Raw genomic sequence first — 15111 nt, forward strand, 5'->3', positions numbered from 1 at the left:
GAAGCTGCGAACGAAGCGGCACGCGTGATGCGCGCCGCCGTCGATCATGACAGCTTCCCGTGACATTGCTTGTACTTCTTGCCGCTGCCGCACGGGCACGGGTCGTTGCGGCCGACCTTCGGCATTTCGCCGCCGGGGCCACTGTGCGACATCGCGCTGCCGACCATGTCGGCCGTCGCGGTGGCCGCCGCGGCCGCCGTGACGTTCGCCACCGGTGCACCGGCTTCCGCGTAATCGGCGTGCTGGTACTCGACGTTCTCGAGATGACCGCCGCGCTCCTCGATCTGCTCGGCGGCTTGCTCGAGCTGCTCCGGCGACTGGATCTGCACGTTCATCACCACGCGCGTGACTTCCTGCTTGATCGCCTCGAGCATCGCGGCGAACAGCTCGAACGCCTCGCGCTTGTATTCCTGCTTCGGATTCTTCTGCGCATAACCGCGCAGGTGGATGCCCTGGCGCAGGTGGTCGAGCGCCGCGAGGTGTTCGCGCCACAGGCGGTCGACCGTCTGCAGCATCACCGAGCGTTCGAACGCGCTGAACGATTCGCGGCCGACCATCGCGACCTTCGCCTCGTACTGCTCGTCGGCGGCCGTCATCACCGCGTCGAGGATCTCCTCGGCCGTGATCGACGACGACTCGTTCACCATTTCCTGGATCGCGAGGTCGAGCTGCCAGTCGTTGCGCAGCGCTTCCTCGAGCTCGGGCACGTCCCACTGCTCTTCGATGCTGCCTTCCGGCACGAACTGGCGGACGACTTCGGTCACCACCCCATGACGCATCGCGGTGATCGTCTCGGTGATGTCGTGCGCTTCGAGCAGCTCGTTACGCTGCTGGTAGATCACCTTGCGCTGGTCGTTCGACACGTCGTCGTATTCGAGCAGCTGCTTGCGGATGTCAAAGTTGCGCGCTTCGACCTTGCGCTGCGCGGACTCGATCGAACGCGTGACGATGCCGGCCTCGATCGCCTCGCCTTCCGGCATCTTCAGGCGATCCATGATCGAGCGCACGCGGTCGCCCGCGAAGATGCGCAGCAGCGGATCGTCGAGCGACAGGTAGAAGCGCGACGAGCCCGGATCGCCCTGGCGGCCCGCACGGCCGCGCAGCTGGTTGTCGATCCGGCGCGATTCGTGGCGCTCGGTGCCGATGATGTGCAGGCCGCCCGCGGCCTTCACCTGCTCGTGCAGCGTTTCCCACTCGTCGTGCAGTTGCTGGATGCGGCGCGCCTTTTCGTCGGCCGGGATCGCTTCGTCGGCTTCGATGAACGCAGCCTGCTTCTCGGCATTGCCGCCGAGCACGATGTCGGTACCGCGACCGGCCATGTTGGTTGCGATCGTGACGCGCTTCGGACGGCCGGCTTCCGCGACGATCGCGGCTTCGCGCTCGTGCTGCTTCGCGTTCAGCACCTCGTGCGGCAGCCCGGCCTGCTTCAGCAGGTGCGACAGCAGCTCCGAGTTCTCGATCGACGTCGTGCCGACCAGCACCGGCTGACCGCGCTCGTAGCAGTCGCGAATGTCGCGGATCACCGCGTCGTAACGCTCCTTGGCCGTCTTGTAGATCTGGTCCTGCTTGTCGATCCGCTTCGGCGGACGGTTGGTCGGGATCACGACCGTCTCGAGGCCGTAGATCTCGTTGAATTCGTACGCTTCGGTGTCGGCGGTACCGGTCATGCCGGCCAGCTTCGCGTACATCCGGAAGTAGTTCTGGAACGTGATCGAGGCGAGCGTCTGGTTCTCGCTCTGGATCTTCACGTGCTCCTTCGCCTCGACGGCCTGGTGCAGGCCGTCCGACCAGCGGCGGCCGGCCATCAGGCGGCCCGTGAATTCGTCGACGATGACCACTTCGCCGTTCTGCACGACATAGTGCTGATCCTTGTGGAACAGCGTATGTGCGCGCAGCGCCGCGTACACGTGGTGCATCAGCGTGATGTTCTGCGGTGCGTACAGGCTCTCGCCCTCGCCGATCAGGCCCCATTCGGCGAGCAGGCGCTCGGCCTTCTCGTGGCCCGATTCCGTCAGGAACACCTGGCGCGCCTTCTCGTCGAGCGTGTAGTCGCCCGGCTTCTCGACGCCCGTGCCGTCGGCCTTCTCTTCGCCGATCTGGCGCTCGAGCAGCGGCGGCAATGCGTTCATCCGCACGTACAGCTCGGTGTGATCTTCGGCCTGGCCCGAAATGATCAGCGGCGTACGCGCCTCGTCGATCAGGATCGAGTCCACTTCGTCGACGACCGCGAAATTCAGTGCCCGCTGCACGCGCGCGTCGGTCTCGTAGACCATGTTGTCGCGCAGGTAGTCGAAGCCGAATTCGTTGTTCGTGCCGTACGTGATGTCCGCCGCGTAGGCCTGCTGCTTCTGGTCGTGCTCCATGCCGGACAGGTTGATGCCGACCGACAGACCGAGGAAGTTGTAGAGGCGCGCCATCCATTCGGCGTCGCGCTGCGCGAGGTAATCGTTGACGGTCACCACGTGCACGCCGCGGCCTGCCAGCGCGTTCAGGTACACGGGCAGCGTCGCGACGAGCGTCTTGCCCTCGCCGGTGCGCATTTCCGCGATCTTGCCGTAGTGGAGCACCATGCCGCCGATCATCTGCACGTCGAAGTGCCGCATCTTCAGCACGCGACGGCTGGCCTCGCGGCAGACCGCGAACGCCTCGGGCAGCAGCTTGTCGAGCGACTCGCCGGCCGCGACCCGCTGGCGGAATTCGTCCGTCTTGCCGCGCAACTGGTCGTCCGTCAGCTTCTCGATCTGCGTTTCGAGCGCATTGATCGTCGTGACGGTCTTTTGGTATTGCTTGACGAGCCGCTGGTTGCGGCTGCCAAAAATTTTCTGGAGAAAACCGGTTGTCATCGGATCGGATCCTGCGTCGCAGCACCGGCGCCCGGCGCGTGTTGCGCGCCCCGACGCCCGAGCCTCGGCGGCTTAGCGAATTAGTGGACTCAAACGAGGAATTTTAGCACGCGGGAACGCGCGCGCCCGTGTCTCGGCCTGACGGGCACTGCGCGCCGGCAGCCGGGCTGACGGGGCGAAAGCCGCCCGTGCACGGGCCCGCGCGGGTACAATCGGCGTCAACGTCCGCGCGCGTACGCGCCCGAAGAATGTCTCGATGAACCGATTTTCCAAGCGTTTCGGCCCGCTCGCCCCGTATCGCCCGCAACCCGTGTCCGAAGTGCTCGGCCGCACCGACGCGTTCGCCGCGCTGCGCGCCGGCGTCGAACAGATCGCGTCACTGCAGCGCGATCTTGCCGCGCTCCTGCCCGACTACCTGGCGAACCACGTCGAGCCCGGCTTCGTGAAAGATGGCACCCTGACCCTCTTTGCCGCGCACAACGCATTGGCCGCTCGGCTGCGACAGGTCGAACCACGGCTGCTCGGCGACCTGCAAAAGCGCGGCTGGCCGGTCTCGACGCTGCGCGTGCGCGTGCGCCCGAAGGATGCGCCGGAGCCGCCGCACGTGAAGCAGGCGCGCATGACGTCGGTCGGCGCGGCCGCGTTGCGCGATCTGGCCGACCATCTCGAACCGTCGCCGCTGCAGGACGCGCTCGCGCGGATGGCGGCCCGGCATGGCGCGAAGCCGCGCTGACGGCACGCGCCGCCGCCGGCCCCCGGCCAATAAAAAAGCAGCCCGAAGGCTGCTTTTTTATTGCTTGCGCGGAACGCAGGTCAGGCGAAGGCCGTCTGCATGTCGAACGCGAAGCCCTTCGGCGCGGCTTGCGGATCGTCGAACGTGACGATCTCGTACGCATCTTCGTTCGCGAGCAGTTCGCGCAGCAGCGCGTTGTTCAGCCCGTGGCCCGACTTGTACGCCGTGTACGACGCCAGCAGCGGATGGCCGATCACGTACAGGTCGCCGATCGCGTCGAGCATCTTGTGCTTCACGAACTCGTCGTCGTAGCGCAGCCCGTCGTTGTTCAGGATGCGGTACTCGTCGAGCACGATCGCATTTTCCATGCTGCCGCCGCGGGCAAGGCCCATCTCGCGCAGCATCTCGGCTTCATGTGCGAAGCCGAACGTGCGCGCACGCGCGATCTCGCGCACATACGACGTATTCGCGAAATCGACCTCGAGCTCCTGGCCGGTCTTGTCGACGGCCGGGTGACGGAAGTCGATCGAGAATTTCAGCTTGAAGCCGAAGTACGGATCGAGACGCGCGAACTTGTCGCCATCGCGGATTTCGACCGTCTTCTTCACCTTGACGAAGCGTTTCGGCGCGTTCTGCTCCTCGATCCCGGCGGACTGGATCAGGAACACGAAGGTCGCCGCGCTGCCGTCCATGATCGGGATTTCCTCGGCCGTCACGTCGACATAGAGGTTGTCGATGCCGAGGCCCGCGCAGGCGGACATCAGGTGCTCGACGGTCGACACGCGCACGCCATCCTTCTGCAACACCGACGCGAGTCGCGTATCGCCGATCGACGTCGCCGCGGCGGGAATGTCGACGGGCGTGGGAAGGTCGACGCGCGAGAAGACGATGCCCGTGCCGGGTGCGGCAGGACGGAGCGTCAGCTCGATCTTGCGGCCCGAGTGGACACCGATACCCACGGTCTTCACGATGGACTTGATGGTGCGCTGCTTCAGCATGATGTTCTTCGTCGTGATTGAAGATATCAATCAGGAGTTATATTCGATAGGGGAGATTATAGCGTAATTCCCTATTCAACGTAGTTTGAAACTGCGTATCAATCTGTTTCGGCCGTTTACCCGCGCCGATACGGGACGGGCCGATGCCCGGAACGGAGGCGTTTCCGGTCATCAGCCCGTGTTACAACTGCCCTGAGGCCGGTGAGCAGCGTTGCCGGAAGGCAACGGCGCACCGCACGATCAGGACGTCAACGTCGCGAGAACACTCGCCGCATCGCTCACTTCGAATTTGCCCGGCGCCTCGACGGCCAGCGTCTTGACCACACCGCCGTCAATCACCATCGCGTAGCGCAGGGAACGAATTCCCATGCCACGCGCGGACAAATCCTGCGTCAGCCCCAGCGCATGAGTGAAAGCCGCGCTGCCGTCCGCCATCATGCGCACCTTGCCCGCGGTGTGCAGATCACGTCCCCATGCGCCCATCACGAATGCGTCGTTGACGGACACGCACCAGATCTCGTCGATGCCCGCCGCGCGCAATTGCTCGGCGTGTTCGACGTAGCCCGGCACATGCTGCGCCGAGCAGGTCGGCGTGAAAGCGCCCGGCAATCCGAAGATCACCACCCGCTTTCCCGCAACCTGGTCGCGCACGCTGTAGGCGTTCGGCCCCAGCGTGCACCCTTCGCGCGCGTCGTCGATGTACTCGAACAATTGCGCGTCGGGCAGCGCGTCGCCCACTTGAATCATGGCTGGTCCCTCATAGCGATACGGTTTTTCAGCGTGTCGCGGACAGCACGGTCCATCCCGCCCCGCTTGAGCGGAGAGGGCACGTTTCCCGGCCCGGCGTCGCAGTCGACGCGGCCTGTCGTGGTCCGTAGCATCCGTCACGCCGGCGATACCGCGGCAGTTTCGCCGCGGCTTCGCCTGTGTTTGCGTCAGTCAGCCTGCTTGCGCAGGAAAGCCGGGATGTCGTACGTGTCGACACCCTTCTCCTGCAGCGCCTGCACGTGCGATGCCGCGGTTTCGCGCGAATTGCGCCACACCGCCGGCGTGTCGAGCGCGCCGTAGTCGGCCGTGCTGACGTGATGCGTCGGAGCATAGCCGTGCGAAACCGCGCTGACCGGCTGGTTGTCCGTACCCGTGCGCAGCAGCGTCATCGGTGCCGACTGCTGCTTCTTCGCCGCACGGCCCAGACCCGTTGCCACGACCGTCACGCGCAGTGCATCGCCCATCGCGTCGTCGTACACCGCACCGAAGATCACCGTCGCATCTTCCGCCGCGTAGCTCTTGATCGTGTTCATCACTTCGCGCGTTTCCGACAGGCGCAGCGAACGGCTCGACGTGATGTTGACCAGCACGCCGCGCGCGCCCGACAGATCGACGCCTTCGAGCAGCGGGCTCGCCACGGCCTGTTCCGCCGCGAGGCGTGCGCGATCGACGCCGGCGACCGTCGCCGTGCCCATCATCGCCTTGCCCTGCTCGCCCATCACCGTCTTCACGTCTTCGAAGTCGACGTTCACGAGGCCATCGACATTGATGATTTCAGCAATGCCTGCAACCGCGTTGTTCAACACGTCGTCCGCGCACTGGAAGCACTTGTCCATCTCGGCGTCGTCGCCCATCACGTCGAACAGCTTGTCGTTCAGAACGACGATCAGCGAGTCGACGTGATCCTCCAGTTGCTGCGAACCGGCTTCAGCGACGCGCATGCGCTTGCCGCCTTCGAACTCGAACGGCTTGCTGACGACACCCACCGTCAGGATGCCCATCTCCTTCGCGATCTGCGCGACCACCGGTGCCGCGCCCGTGCCCGTACCACCGCCCATACCGGCCGTGATGAACACCATGTGCGCGCCGCGCAGTGCGTCGGCGATGCGCTCACGCGCTTCTTCCGCTGCAGCACGGCCCATTTCCGGCTTCGCACCGGCGCCCAGGCCCGTGTTGCCGAGCTGGATCACCGACGATGCGCGCGAACGCGACAGCGCCTGTGCATCCGTGTTCATCACGATGAAGTCGACGCCCTGCACGCCACGGTTGATCATGTGCTGGACGGCATTGCCGCCAGCGCCGCCAACGCCGACCACCTTGATGATGGTGCCGTTGGTCTCGGTTTCCAGCATTTCGAATTCCATTGTTGCCTCCGTCAAGAGAATTACTGCTACTCGGCCGTTATTCGGCAGGAGATCGGGCAACCCCCTGTCGCGCGCCAGCCGCCGGCACCGGCGCGAATTTCGATTCAGTTCGGTTCGTCAGAAGTTGCTCAGGAACCATTCCTTCATCCGCGAGAACACCTGCCCCGCGTTGCCGGACTGCACGGCGACCTTGCGGCCGCGCATGCGCTGAGCACTGCCTTCGACAAGCAGCCCCATCGCCGTCGAGTAGCGCGGATTGCGCACGACGTCGGACAGGCCGCCTGCATACTCCGGCGCGCCGATGCGCACCGGTTTCAGGAAAATGTCTTCGCCGAGCTCGACCATGCCGGGCATCATCGACGCACCGCCGGTAATGACCACGCCGGAGCTCAGCAGTTCTTCGTAACCCGATTCGCGCACGACCTGCTGCACGAGCGAGAACAGTTCCTCGACGCGCGGCTCGATCACGGCTGCAAGCGCCTGGCGCGACAGCGTGCGCGGGCCGCGTTCGCCGAGACCCGGCACTTCCACCATTTCGTCCGGATCGGCGAGCGCCTGCTTGGCAATGCCGTAACCGACCTTGATGTCTTCCGCATCCGGCGTCGGCGTGCGCAGGGCCATCGCGATGTCGCTCGTGATCTGGTCGCCGGCGATCGGAATCACCGCGGTGTGGCGGATCGCGCCTTCGGCGAAGATCGCGATGTCCGTCGTGCCGCCGCCGACGTCGACCAGCACCACGCCGAGATCCTTTTCGTCTTCCGTCAGCACGGCCAGCGACGAGGCGAGCGGCTGCAGAATCAGGTCGTTCACTTCGAGCCCGCAGCGGCGCACGCACTTGACGATGTTCTGCGCGGCACTCACCGCGCCCGTCACGATGTGCACCTTCACTTCCAGCCGGATGCCGCTCATCCCGATCGGCTCGCGCACGTCTTCCTGGCCGTCGATGATGAATTCCTGCGTGAGGATGTGCAGCACCTGCTGGTCGGTCGGGATGTTGATCGCCTTCGCGGTCTCGATCACGCGCGCGACGTCGGTCTGCGTGACTTCCTTGTCCTTGATCGCGACCATCCCGCTCGAGTTGAAGCTGCGGATGTGGCTGCCTGCGATCCCCGTGAACACGTTGGTGATCTTGCAGTCGGCCATCAGCTCGGCTTCCTCGAGCGCGCGCTGGATCGACTGCACGGTGGCCTCGATGTTGACCACCACACCTTTCTTCAGACCCTTCGACTCGCTCTGGCCGAGACCGATCACCTCGTAGTGGCCTTCGCCCTTCAGCTCGGCGACGATGGCCACCACCTTCGACGTGCCGATGTCGAGGGAAACCAGCAGATCCTTGTAGTCTTTGCTCATAAAGTGCTCTTGCGTGTGATCTCTCGTTACTTCTTGCGCTTGTCGGTATCGGTCAGGAACCGCATGCCTGCCGCGCGAATCGCGAATCCGTTCGGATAGCGCAGGTCCGCGTACTCGATGTCGTTGCCCCAGCGTTCCGTGACGGCCGGCCATGCGGCGACCAGGCGCTGGCTCCGGTCATGCAGCGACTCGCTGTTGCGTTCCTTGCCCAGCTCGACCTGCATGCCGTTCGACAGCTTCACCGTCCACGCATACCGCGCCGACAGCGTCACTTCTTCCGGCGCCGCCTTCAGCGGCGCAAACCATTTCCCGAAGTCGCGATACCGCGTGACGACTTCCTTCGCACTGCCCTCCGGGCCATCGAACGCCGGCAGTTCCTGCTCCAGCTCGCCCTGGTTCGCGGTGAACAGCTCGCCATCGACGCTCACGAGCTGGTCGCTGCCCCAGGTCCCGAGCGGTTTGTACTCCTCGAGCGTGACAGCCAGCGCGTTCGGCCACACCCGGCGCACGCTCGCGTGGCGCACCCAGGGCATCTGTTCGAACGCGGCGCGCGCTGCATCGAGATCGACCGTGAAGAAATTGCCCTTCAGCCGGCCGACCACGCCCGCGCGCACCGTCGGTGAATTGATGTGCTCGGTGTCGCCGTCGATCCGGATTTCCCGCAGCGCGAACGTCGGGCGCTGGATCAGCCAGTAGCAACCGGCCGCCGCCAACACGAGCAGCAACAGCGCGTACAGCGCGCTGGCGGCAAGGTTGAGTTGGCGAACGTTGTTCCACATACGTCGTTCCGTTCCTGCGTCAGTCGTTGAGCGTGAGCGACAGCACCTTCACGACCAGCTCCGAATAGCTGATGCCGACCGCGCGCGCGGCCTTCGGCGGCAGCGAGTGGTCGGTCATGCCCGGCGCGGTGTTCACTTCGAGGAAGTACGCGTTGCCGTCGGCGTCGAGCATGAAATCCGCGCGGCCCCAGTCGGTGCAGCCGAGCACGTCGAACGCACGGCGTGCGATGCGCTTGAGCTCCGCTTCCTTGTCGGCGGACAGCCCGCACGGAATCAGGTATTGCGTGTCGTCGGCGATGTACTTCGCGTGATAGTCGTAGAACTCGCCGGCCGGCACGATCTTGATCACCGGCAGGTCGAGATCGCCGGCGATGCACGCGGTGTATTCACCGCCGCCCTCGATGCTCTTCTCGACGATCACGATCGGGTCATGCGTCGCGGCTTCCGCGAGTGCAGCCGGCAGCGCGTCGGCCGTCTTCACCTTCAGCACCGCGACGCTCGAGCCTTCGCTCGCCGGCTTCACGAACAGCGGCAGGCCCAGCTTCGCGACGATGTCCGTCGCGCGCGCCGCGAGGTCGTCGCCGCGCAGCACCGTCTCGAACGGCGGCGTCGGCACGCCCGTCTGCTGCCACACGAGCTTCGTGCGGAACTTGTCGAGGCCGAGCGCCGACCCGAGCACGCCGCTGCCCGTGTAGCGGATCCCGTAGAAATCGAGCGCGCCCTGGATCTGGCCGTTCTCGCCGTAGCCGCCATGCAGCGCGTTGAACGCGCGCACGAACCCTTCGTCCTTCAGCGCCGCCAGCGGGCGCTCGGCCGGGTCGAACGGGTGTGCGTCGATGCCCGCGTCACGCAGGCCCTGCAGCACGAGCTTGCCCGACGTGAGCGACACCTCGCGCTCCGAGGACTCGCCGCCGAACAACACTGCCACCTTGCCGAAACGTTTCGGATCAATCCCGCTCATGTCATGCCTTCTGTTGAGTGTGCTGCGCGACCTTCGCCGGCACGCCGCCGATCGAACCCGCGCCCATCGTGATCACCACGTCGCCGTTCTGCGCGACCTTCGCCAATGCGTCCGGCACGTCGTCGACCGTCGCGACGAACACCGGGTCAACCTTCCCTACCGCGCGCAGTGCACGCGACAGCGCTTCACCGTTGGCGGTCGAGATCGCCGCCTCGCCGGCCGCGTAGACTTCGGTCAGCACCAGCGCGTCGACCGTCGACAGCACGTTGACGAAATCGTCGAAGCAGTCGCGCGTGCGCGTGTAGCGGTGCGGCTGGAACGCCAGCACGAGGCGGCGGCCCGGGAACGCGCCGCGCGCGGCCGCGATCGTCGCGGCCATCTCGACCGGGTGATGGCCGTAGTCGTCGATCAGCGTGTACTGGCCGCCGTCCGCGGTCGGCACGTCGCCGTAGCGCTGGAAGCGCCGGCCGACACCGTTGAATTCCGCCAGCGCCAGCTGGATCGCGTCGTCCGCCACGCCGAGATCGGTCGCGATCGCGATCGCCGCGAGCGCGTTCTGCACGTTGTGCAGGCCCGGCATGTTCAGCACGACCGCAAGCGGCGCGCGCCCTTCGCGGATCACCGTGAAATGCATGCGGCCGTCGCGCGCGTCGATGTCTTCCGCGCGCACCTGCGCGTCCGGCGACAGGCCGTAGCGCACGACCGGCTTCGAGATGAACGGGATGATCTGCCGCACGTTCGGATCGTCGACACACACGACCGCGCTGCCGTAGAACGGCAGGCGCTGCGTGAATTCGATGAACGCCTGCTTGAGCCGCGCGAAATCGTGGCCGTAGGTGTCCATGTGGTCGGCATCGATGTTCGTGATGACTTCGATCACCGGATACAGGTTCAGGAACGACGCGTCCGACTCGTCAGCCTCGGCGACGATGAAATCGCCCGTGCCGAGTCGCGCGTTCGCGCCGGCGCTGATCAGGCGCCCGCCGATCACGAAGGTCGGATCGAGCCCGCCCGCCGCGAGCACGCTCGCAACGAGGCTCGTCGTCGTGGTCTTGCCGTGCGTGCCGGCGATCGCGATCCCCTGCTTCAGGCGCATCAGCTCCGCCAGCATCACCGCGCGCTGCACGATCGGCACGCGCTTCGCGCGCGCGGCCAGCACTTCCGGGTTGTCCGAGCGCACGGCCGTCGATACGACGACCGCGTTCGCGCCCTCGATGTTCGCCGCGTCGTGGCCGATCGCAATCCGCGCGCCGAGCGCCTGGAGACGATCGGTCACCGCATTGCGCGACAGGTCCGAGCCGCTGACCTCGTAGCCGAGATTGACGAGCACTTCGGCGATGCCGCTCATGCCCGCGCCGCCGATCCCGACGAAATGAATGTGTTTGACGATGTGTTTCATTGCAGTGTTTCCAGGTTCGCGCCAGCCGCCTTCGCGCACACGCGCGCGACTTCGTCGGTGGCCTCGGGCTTCGCCAGCGAGCGCGAACGTTCCGCCATGTCCGCGAGGGATGCCCGCGACTGGCCGCGCAGCCAGTCGGCGAGCAGTTCCGCCGACAGGTCGCGTTGTTGCACCAGCACGGCCGCGCCCGCATCGGCGAGGAACGCGGCGTTGCTCGTCTGGTGATCGTCGACCGCGTACGGGAACGGCACGAACAACGCCGCCACGCCCACCGCCGCGATCTCCGACACCGTCATCGCACCCGACCGGCAGATCACGAGATCCGCCGCCGCATACGCGGCCGCCATGTCGTCGATGAACGGCACGAGCCGCACGTCTTCGCCGGCCGCGAAACCGGCCGCTTCGTAATTCGCCTTCAATGCTTCGATATGCTTCGCGCCGGCCTGGTGCACGATGCGCGGGCGTTCGCCCGGCGTCAGCATCGCCAGCGCGCGCGGCACGACTTCGTTCAGCGCGGCCGCACCGAGACTGCCGCCGACGACCAGCACGTTCAGCGGGCCGCTGCGCGATGCATAGCGTGCTTTGGGCGCTTCCGTGCCGGCAAGTTCCGCGCGAATCGGGTTACCCGTCCATTCCGCGTGCGGCAGCGCGCCGGGGAACGCGACGAGCACGCGTTTCGCGAATTTCGCGAGCACCTTGTTCGTCAGGCCCGCGATCGAATTCTGTTCATGCAGCACGAGCGGACGCCCCGACAGCGCGGTCATCACACCCGCCGGGAACGTGATGTAGCCGCCCATCCCGAGCACGACGTCGGGCCGCACGCGGCGCAGCGCGGCGAGGCTCTGCCCGCATGCGCGCAGCAGGTTGAACGGCAGCGTCAGCTTGGTCTTCAGGCCCTTGCCGCGCAGCCCGCCGAACCGCACGTACTCCATCGGAATGCCGTGCTTCGGCACGAGCGTCGCTTCCATCCCGGCCGGATTGCCGAGCCACACGACGCGCCAGCCCGCCGCTTCCATCCGGTGCGCGACCGCGAGCCCCGGGAACACGTGGCCCCCGGTGCCGCCTGCCATCACCATCAGCGTGCGTTGCGACGCGGTCATACCTTCCCTCCGCGCATCAGCACCCGGTTTTCATAGTCGACCCGCAGCAGCACCGCGAGCGCGACGCAGTTCAGCAGAATGCCCGAGCCGCCGTAGCTCACGAGCGGCAGCGTCAGGCCCTTGGTCGGCAGCAGCCCGAGGTTCACGCCCATGTTGATGAAGGTCTGCGCGCCGAACCAGATGCCGATACCCTTCCCCATCAGGCCCGCGAACGTGCGATCGAGTGCGAGCGCCTGGCGGCCGATCTCGAACGCGCGGCGCACGATCCAGTAGAACAGCAGGATCACGACCAGCACGCCGACGAAACCGAGCTCCTCGCCGATCACCGCGAGGATGAAGTCGGTATGCGCTTCCGGCAGGTAGTTCAGCTTCTCGACGCTGCCGCCGAGGCCGACACCGAACCACTCGCCGCGGCCGAATGCGATCAGCGAGTGCGTGAGCTGGTACGCCTTGCCCTGCGCGTAGCGCTCGTCCCACGGATCGAGGTACGCGAAGATCCGCTCGCGACGCCACGGCGACAGCCACACCAGCATCGTGAAGGTGCCGATCGCGGTTGCGACGAGGCCGCCGAACAGCTTGCCGTTCACGCCGCCGAGGAACAGCACGCCCATCGCGATCGCCGCGACCACCATGAACGCGCCCATGTCCGGCTCGAGCAGCAGCAGCGCACCGACCAGGCCGACCGCGAACGCCATCGGCAGGAAGCCCTTGGCGAAGCTCTGCATGTATTCCTGCTTGCGCACCGTGTAGTTCGCCGCGTAGATCGTCACCGCGAGCTTCATGATTTCCGACGGCTGCATGTTCGTGATGCCGAGCGGAATCCAGCGGCGCGCACCGTTCACGCCCTTGCCGACGTGCGGGATCAGCACGATCACGAGGCCGACGAGCGCGATCAGGAAGAGTTGCGGCGCGTATTTGTCCCACGTCGACACCGGCACGCGGAATGCGATCACCGCCGCGATGAACGCGACGACGAGCGAGATGCAGTGGCGCATCAGGAACGCGTAATCGTGATACGACGCGTATTTCGGCGAATCGGGCATCGCGATCGAGGCCGAATACACCATCACGACGCCGAGCCCGAGCAGCGCGATCGCGACCCACAGTAGCGAGTAGTCGAAGTCGAGCATCCGCGAACGGCTCGGACGCACGCCGTTGACGACGCTCGCAAGGCCGCCCGTCGCGGCGCGCGTGGCGGATGCGACGCGGCCGCCCGCGGCATTGCCGCCGGTGTCGCGGCGATCGTTGAAACGGGAGACGAGGCGATCGGACCAGCTCATGGCGTCGCTCCTTTGTCGATGGCGATTTCGTCGACCGCCGCGCGGAATACATCCGCGCGATGGGCGTAGTTCCTGAACATGTCGAGGCTCGCGCAGGCGGGCGACAGCAGCACCGCATCGCCCGGTTCGGCGAGGTCGGCCGCCGCGTGCACCGCGCCTTCGAGCGTCGCGTGGTCGGCGAGCGGCACGCCCGTTTCGGCGAGCGTGTCGCGGATCGCCGGTGCGTCACGGCCGATCAGCATCACCGCGCGGCACCAGCGCGCAACCGGCGCGACCAGCGGCGCGAAATCCTGACCCTTGCCGTCGCCGCCCGCGATCAGCACGATCTTCTGCGCAAGCCCGTCGAGCGCGGCAACCGTCGCGCCGACGTTCGTACCCTTGCTGTCGTCGACGTAATCCACGTCGTCGATCGTCGCGATCACTTCGACGCGGTGCGCCTCGCCGCGGTATTCGCGCAGCGCGTGCAGCAGCGGCGCGGCCGGCAGGTCGATCGCACGTGCGAGCGCGAATGCAGCCAACGCGTTCGCCGCGTTGTGCAGCCCGCGGATCCGCAGCGCGTCGGCCGGCATCAGGCGCTTCTGCGCGATGTCCGGCGTATGCGCGGCGTCGCGCTTGCGCCGGCGGGTCGTCGTCGCGACTTCGTCCGGCGCGTCGCGATCGACGGCTTCGACCAGCCACGCGATGCCGTTGTCGCGCGACAGCCCGTAGTCGCCGTCCTGCACCGGTTCGTTCAGGCCGAACGTGACCGTGCGCGGCGCATCGGCCGCGCCGGCTGCCGGCGCGAACTTCATCACGGCCGCATCGTCGCGGTTCAGCACGCGCGTCGTCGTCGCGCCGAAGATCCGGCCCTTTGCCTGCGCGTACGCGTCGAAGCTGCCGTGCCAGTCGAGGTGGTCCTGCGTGATGTTGAGAATCGCCGCCGCATCGGGCGCGAACGTGCGCGCGGTCTCGAGCTGGAAGCTCGACAGTTCGAGCACCCACACGTCGGGCAGCGCGGTTTCGTCGATCGCACCGGCGAGCCGGTCGAGCATCGCGGGGCTGATGTTGCCCGCGACGGCGACCTTCTTGCCCGAGCGCTGGCACAGCAGGCCGGTGAGGCTCGTCGTCGTGGTCTTGCCGTTGGTGCCCGTGATCGCGAGCACCTTCGGCTGGTAGCCGCTCGTGCCGAGCGCGCGCAACGCCTGCGCGAAGAATTCCAGTTCGCCCCATACCGCGACGCCGCGCTCGTTCGCAGCCGCGACCAGCGCCGCGAGTGCGGGTTCGAGCGGCGACAGCCCGGGGCTCAGCCCGACGAGCTCGACGCCGCCGTCGAGCAGCGCAGGCGTGAACGCCCCGCCGACGAATTCCGCATCGATGCCTTCGGCCTGCAGCGCGGCAAGGTTCGGCGGCGCCTCGCGGGTATCGGCAATACGCAGCCGGCACCCGTGCCTCGCGCACCATCGCGCGATCGCGAGACCCGATTCCCCGAGCCCCAGTACGAGCACCATCGGCCGTTGCCGATCTCCAAACATCTCGCCAGACATCCTTGTTACCTTT

12 protein-coding genes are annotated in these 15111 nt (G+C 66.5%); 1 reads left to right on the top strand and 11 read right to left on the bottom strand.

All coding sequences use genetic code 11. From position 1 onward, the window contains the following. Positions 1-44: 44 nt before the first annotated feature. A complete protein-coding gene (secA, locus tag BDI24065_RS28050) occupies positions 45-2843 on the bottom strand; it encodes a preprotein translocase subunit SecA (protein WP_175034010.1) in 2799 nt (932 codons plus the stop codon). A 256-nt stretch (positions 2844-3099) separates the two neighbouring features. Here secA and BDI24065_RS28055 point away from each other — a divergent pair, with 256 nt between their 5' ends. Continuing rightward, positions 3100-3576, top strand: coding sequence for a DUF721 domain-containing protein (locus tag BDI24065_RS28055; protein WP_174934119.1), 477 nt, complete (start codon positions 3100-3102; stop codon positions 3574-3576). A gap of 80 nt (positions 3577-3656) precedes the next feature. Here the strand turns inward: BDI24065_RS28055 and lpxC are convergent, their stop codons facing one another. From lpxC to murD, 10 genes are all read right to left on the bottom strand, one after another. Continuing rightward, positions 3657-4574 (bottom strand): UDP-3-O-acyl-N-acetylglucosamine deacetylase, encoded by a 918-nt coding sequence (gene lpxC / locus BDI24065_RS28060; RefSeq protein ID WP_011350845.1) that lies wholly within the window; start codon positions 4572-4574, stop codon positions 3657-3659. 240 nt (positions 4575-4814) lie between these two features. After that, complete coding sequence (locus BDI24065_RS28065) at positions 4815-5321, bottom strand: peroxiredoxin (RefSeq protein WP_011350844.1); 507 nt, start codon at positions 5319-5321, stop codon at positions 4815-4817. A 188-nt stretch (positions 5322-5509) separates the two neighbouring features. Next, positions 5510-6706, bottom strand: a complete 1197-nt coding sequence (gene ftsZ / locus BDI24065_RS28070; protein ID WP_011350843.1) for a cell division protein FtsZ — start codon at positions 6704-6706, stop codon at positions 5510-5512. A gap of 117 nt (positions 6707-6823) precedes the next feature. Continuing rightward, positions 6824-8056 carry a cell division protein FtsA gene (ftsA, locus tag BDI24065_RS28075; RefSeq protein WP_165582120.1) on the bottom strand — a complete coding sequence of 411 codons (1233 nt, stop codon included), beginning with the start codon at positions 8054-8056 and terminating at the stop codon, positions 6824-6826. 26 nt (positions 8057-8082) lie between these two features. Beyond that, positions 8083-8835 carry a cell division protein FtsQ/DivIB gene (locus BDI24065_RS28080; RefSeq protein ID WP_011350842.1) on the bottom strand — a complete coding sequence of 251 codons (753 nt, stop codon included), beginning with the start codon at positions 8833-8835 and terminating at the stop codon, positions 8083-8085. Between the two features lie 19 nt (positions 8836-8854). Next, the gene (locus BDI24065_RS28085; protein ID WP_175034011.1) at positions 8855-9796 is read right to left on the bottom strand and encodes a D-alanine--D-alanine ligase; all 942 of its coding nucleotides are present in this window, start codon (positions 9794-9796) and stop codon (positions 8855-8857) included. Between the two features lies 1 nt (position 9797). Beyond that, on the bottom strand, positions 9798-11195 hold the full coding sequence (murC, locus tag BDI24065_RS28090; RefSeq protein ID WP_175034012.1) for a UDP-N-acetylmuramate--L-alanine ligase: 1398 nt from the start codon (positions 11193-11195) through the stop codon (positions 9798-9800). Beyond that, positions 11192-12295 (bottom strand): undecaprenyldiphospho-muramoylpentapeptide beta-N-acetylglucosaminyltransferase, encoded by a 1104-nt coding sequence (gene murG / locus BDI24065_RS28095; RefSeq protein WP_175034013.1) that lies wholly within the window; start codon positions 12293-12295, stop codon positions 11192-11194. The genes murC and murG overlap by 4 nt, the downstream gene beginning before the upstream one ends. Continuing rightward, the gene (ftsW, locus tag BDI24065_RS28100) at positions 12292-13575 is read right to left on the bottom strand and encodes a putative lipid II flippase FtsW (protein WP_175034014.1); all 1284 of its coding nucleotides are present in this window, start codon (positions 13573-13575) and stop codon (positions 12292-12294) included. Before ftsW ends, murG begins: the two co-directional genes overlap by 4 nt. Then, positions 13572-15086: a UDP-N-acetylmuramoyl-L-alanine--D-glutamate ligase gene (gene murD, locus BDI24065_RS28105; RefSeq protein ID WP_175034015.1), complete on the bottom strand. Its 1515-nt coding sequence runs from the start codon at positions 15084-15086 to the stop codon at positions 13572-13574. The genes ftsW and murD overlap by 4 nt, the downstream gene beginning before the upstream one ends. Between the last annotated feature and the right edge of the window lie 25 nt (positions 15087-15111).

The sequence above is a fragment of the Burkholderia lata genome (assembly GCF_902499025.1).
In the GTDB taxonomy this organism is placed as follows: Bacteria; Pseudomonadota; Gammaproteobacteria; order Burkholderiales; family Burkholderiaceae; genus Burkholderia; species Burkholderia lata_C.

What these genes read in the sequence shown, in the direction of transcription:
- BDI24065_RS28080 (WP_011350842.1), bottom strand. Translation starts at nt 8,835, where the DNA reads ATGTGGAACAACGTTCGCCAACTCAACCTTGCCGCCAGCGCGCTGTAC.
- ftsZ (WP_011350843.1), bottom strand. Translation starts at nt 6,706, where the DNA reads ATGGAATTCGAAATGCTGGAAACCGAGACCAACGGCACCATCATCAAG.
- secA (WP_175034010.1), bottom strand. Translation starts at nt 2,843, where the DNA reads ATGACAACCGGTTTTCTCCAGAAAATTTTTGGCAGCCGCAACCAGCGG.
- murD (WP_175034015.1), bottom strand. Translation starts at nt 15,086, where the DNA reads ATGTTTGGAGATCGGCAACGGCCGATGGTGCTCGTACTGGGGCTCGGG.
- ftsW (WP_175034014.1), bottom strand. Translation starts at nt 13,575, where the DNA reads ATGAGCTGGTCCGATCGCCTCGTCTCCCGTTTCAACGATCGCCGCGAC.
- BDI24065_RS28055 (WP_174934119.1), top strand. Translation starts at nt 3,100, where the DNA reads ATGAACCGATTTTCCAAGCGTTTCGGCCCGCTCGCCCCGTATCGCCCG.
- lpxC (WP_011350845.1), bottom strand. Translation starts at nt 4,574, where the DNA reads ATGCTGAAGCAGCGCACCATCAAGTCCATCGTGAAGACCGTGGGTATC.
- murC (WP_175034012.1), bottom strand. Translation starts at nt 11,195, where the DNA reads ATGAAACACATCGTCAAACACATTCATTTCGTCGGGATCGGCGGCGCG.
- BDI24065_RS28065 (WP_011350844.1), bottom strand. Translation starts at nt 5,321, where the DNA reads ATGATTCAAGTGGGCGACGCGCTGCCCGACGCGCAATTGTTCGAGTAC.
- murG (WP_175034013.1), bottom strand. Translation starts at nt 12,295, where the DNA reads ATGACCGCGTCGCAACGCACGCTGATGGTGATGGCAGGCGGCACCGGG.
- BDI24065_RS28085 (WP_175034011.1), bottom strand. Translation starts at nt 9,796, where the DNA reads ATGAGCGGGATTGATCCGAAACGTTTCGGCAAGGTGGCAGTGTTGTTC.
- ftsA (WP_165582120.1), bottom strand. Translation starts at nt 8,056, where the DNA reads ATGAGCAAAGACTACAAGGATCTGCTGGTTTCCCTCGACATCGGCACG.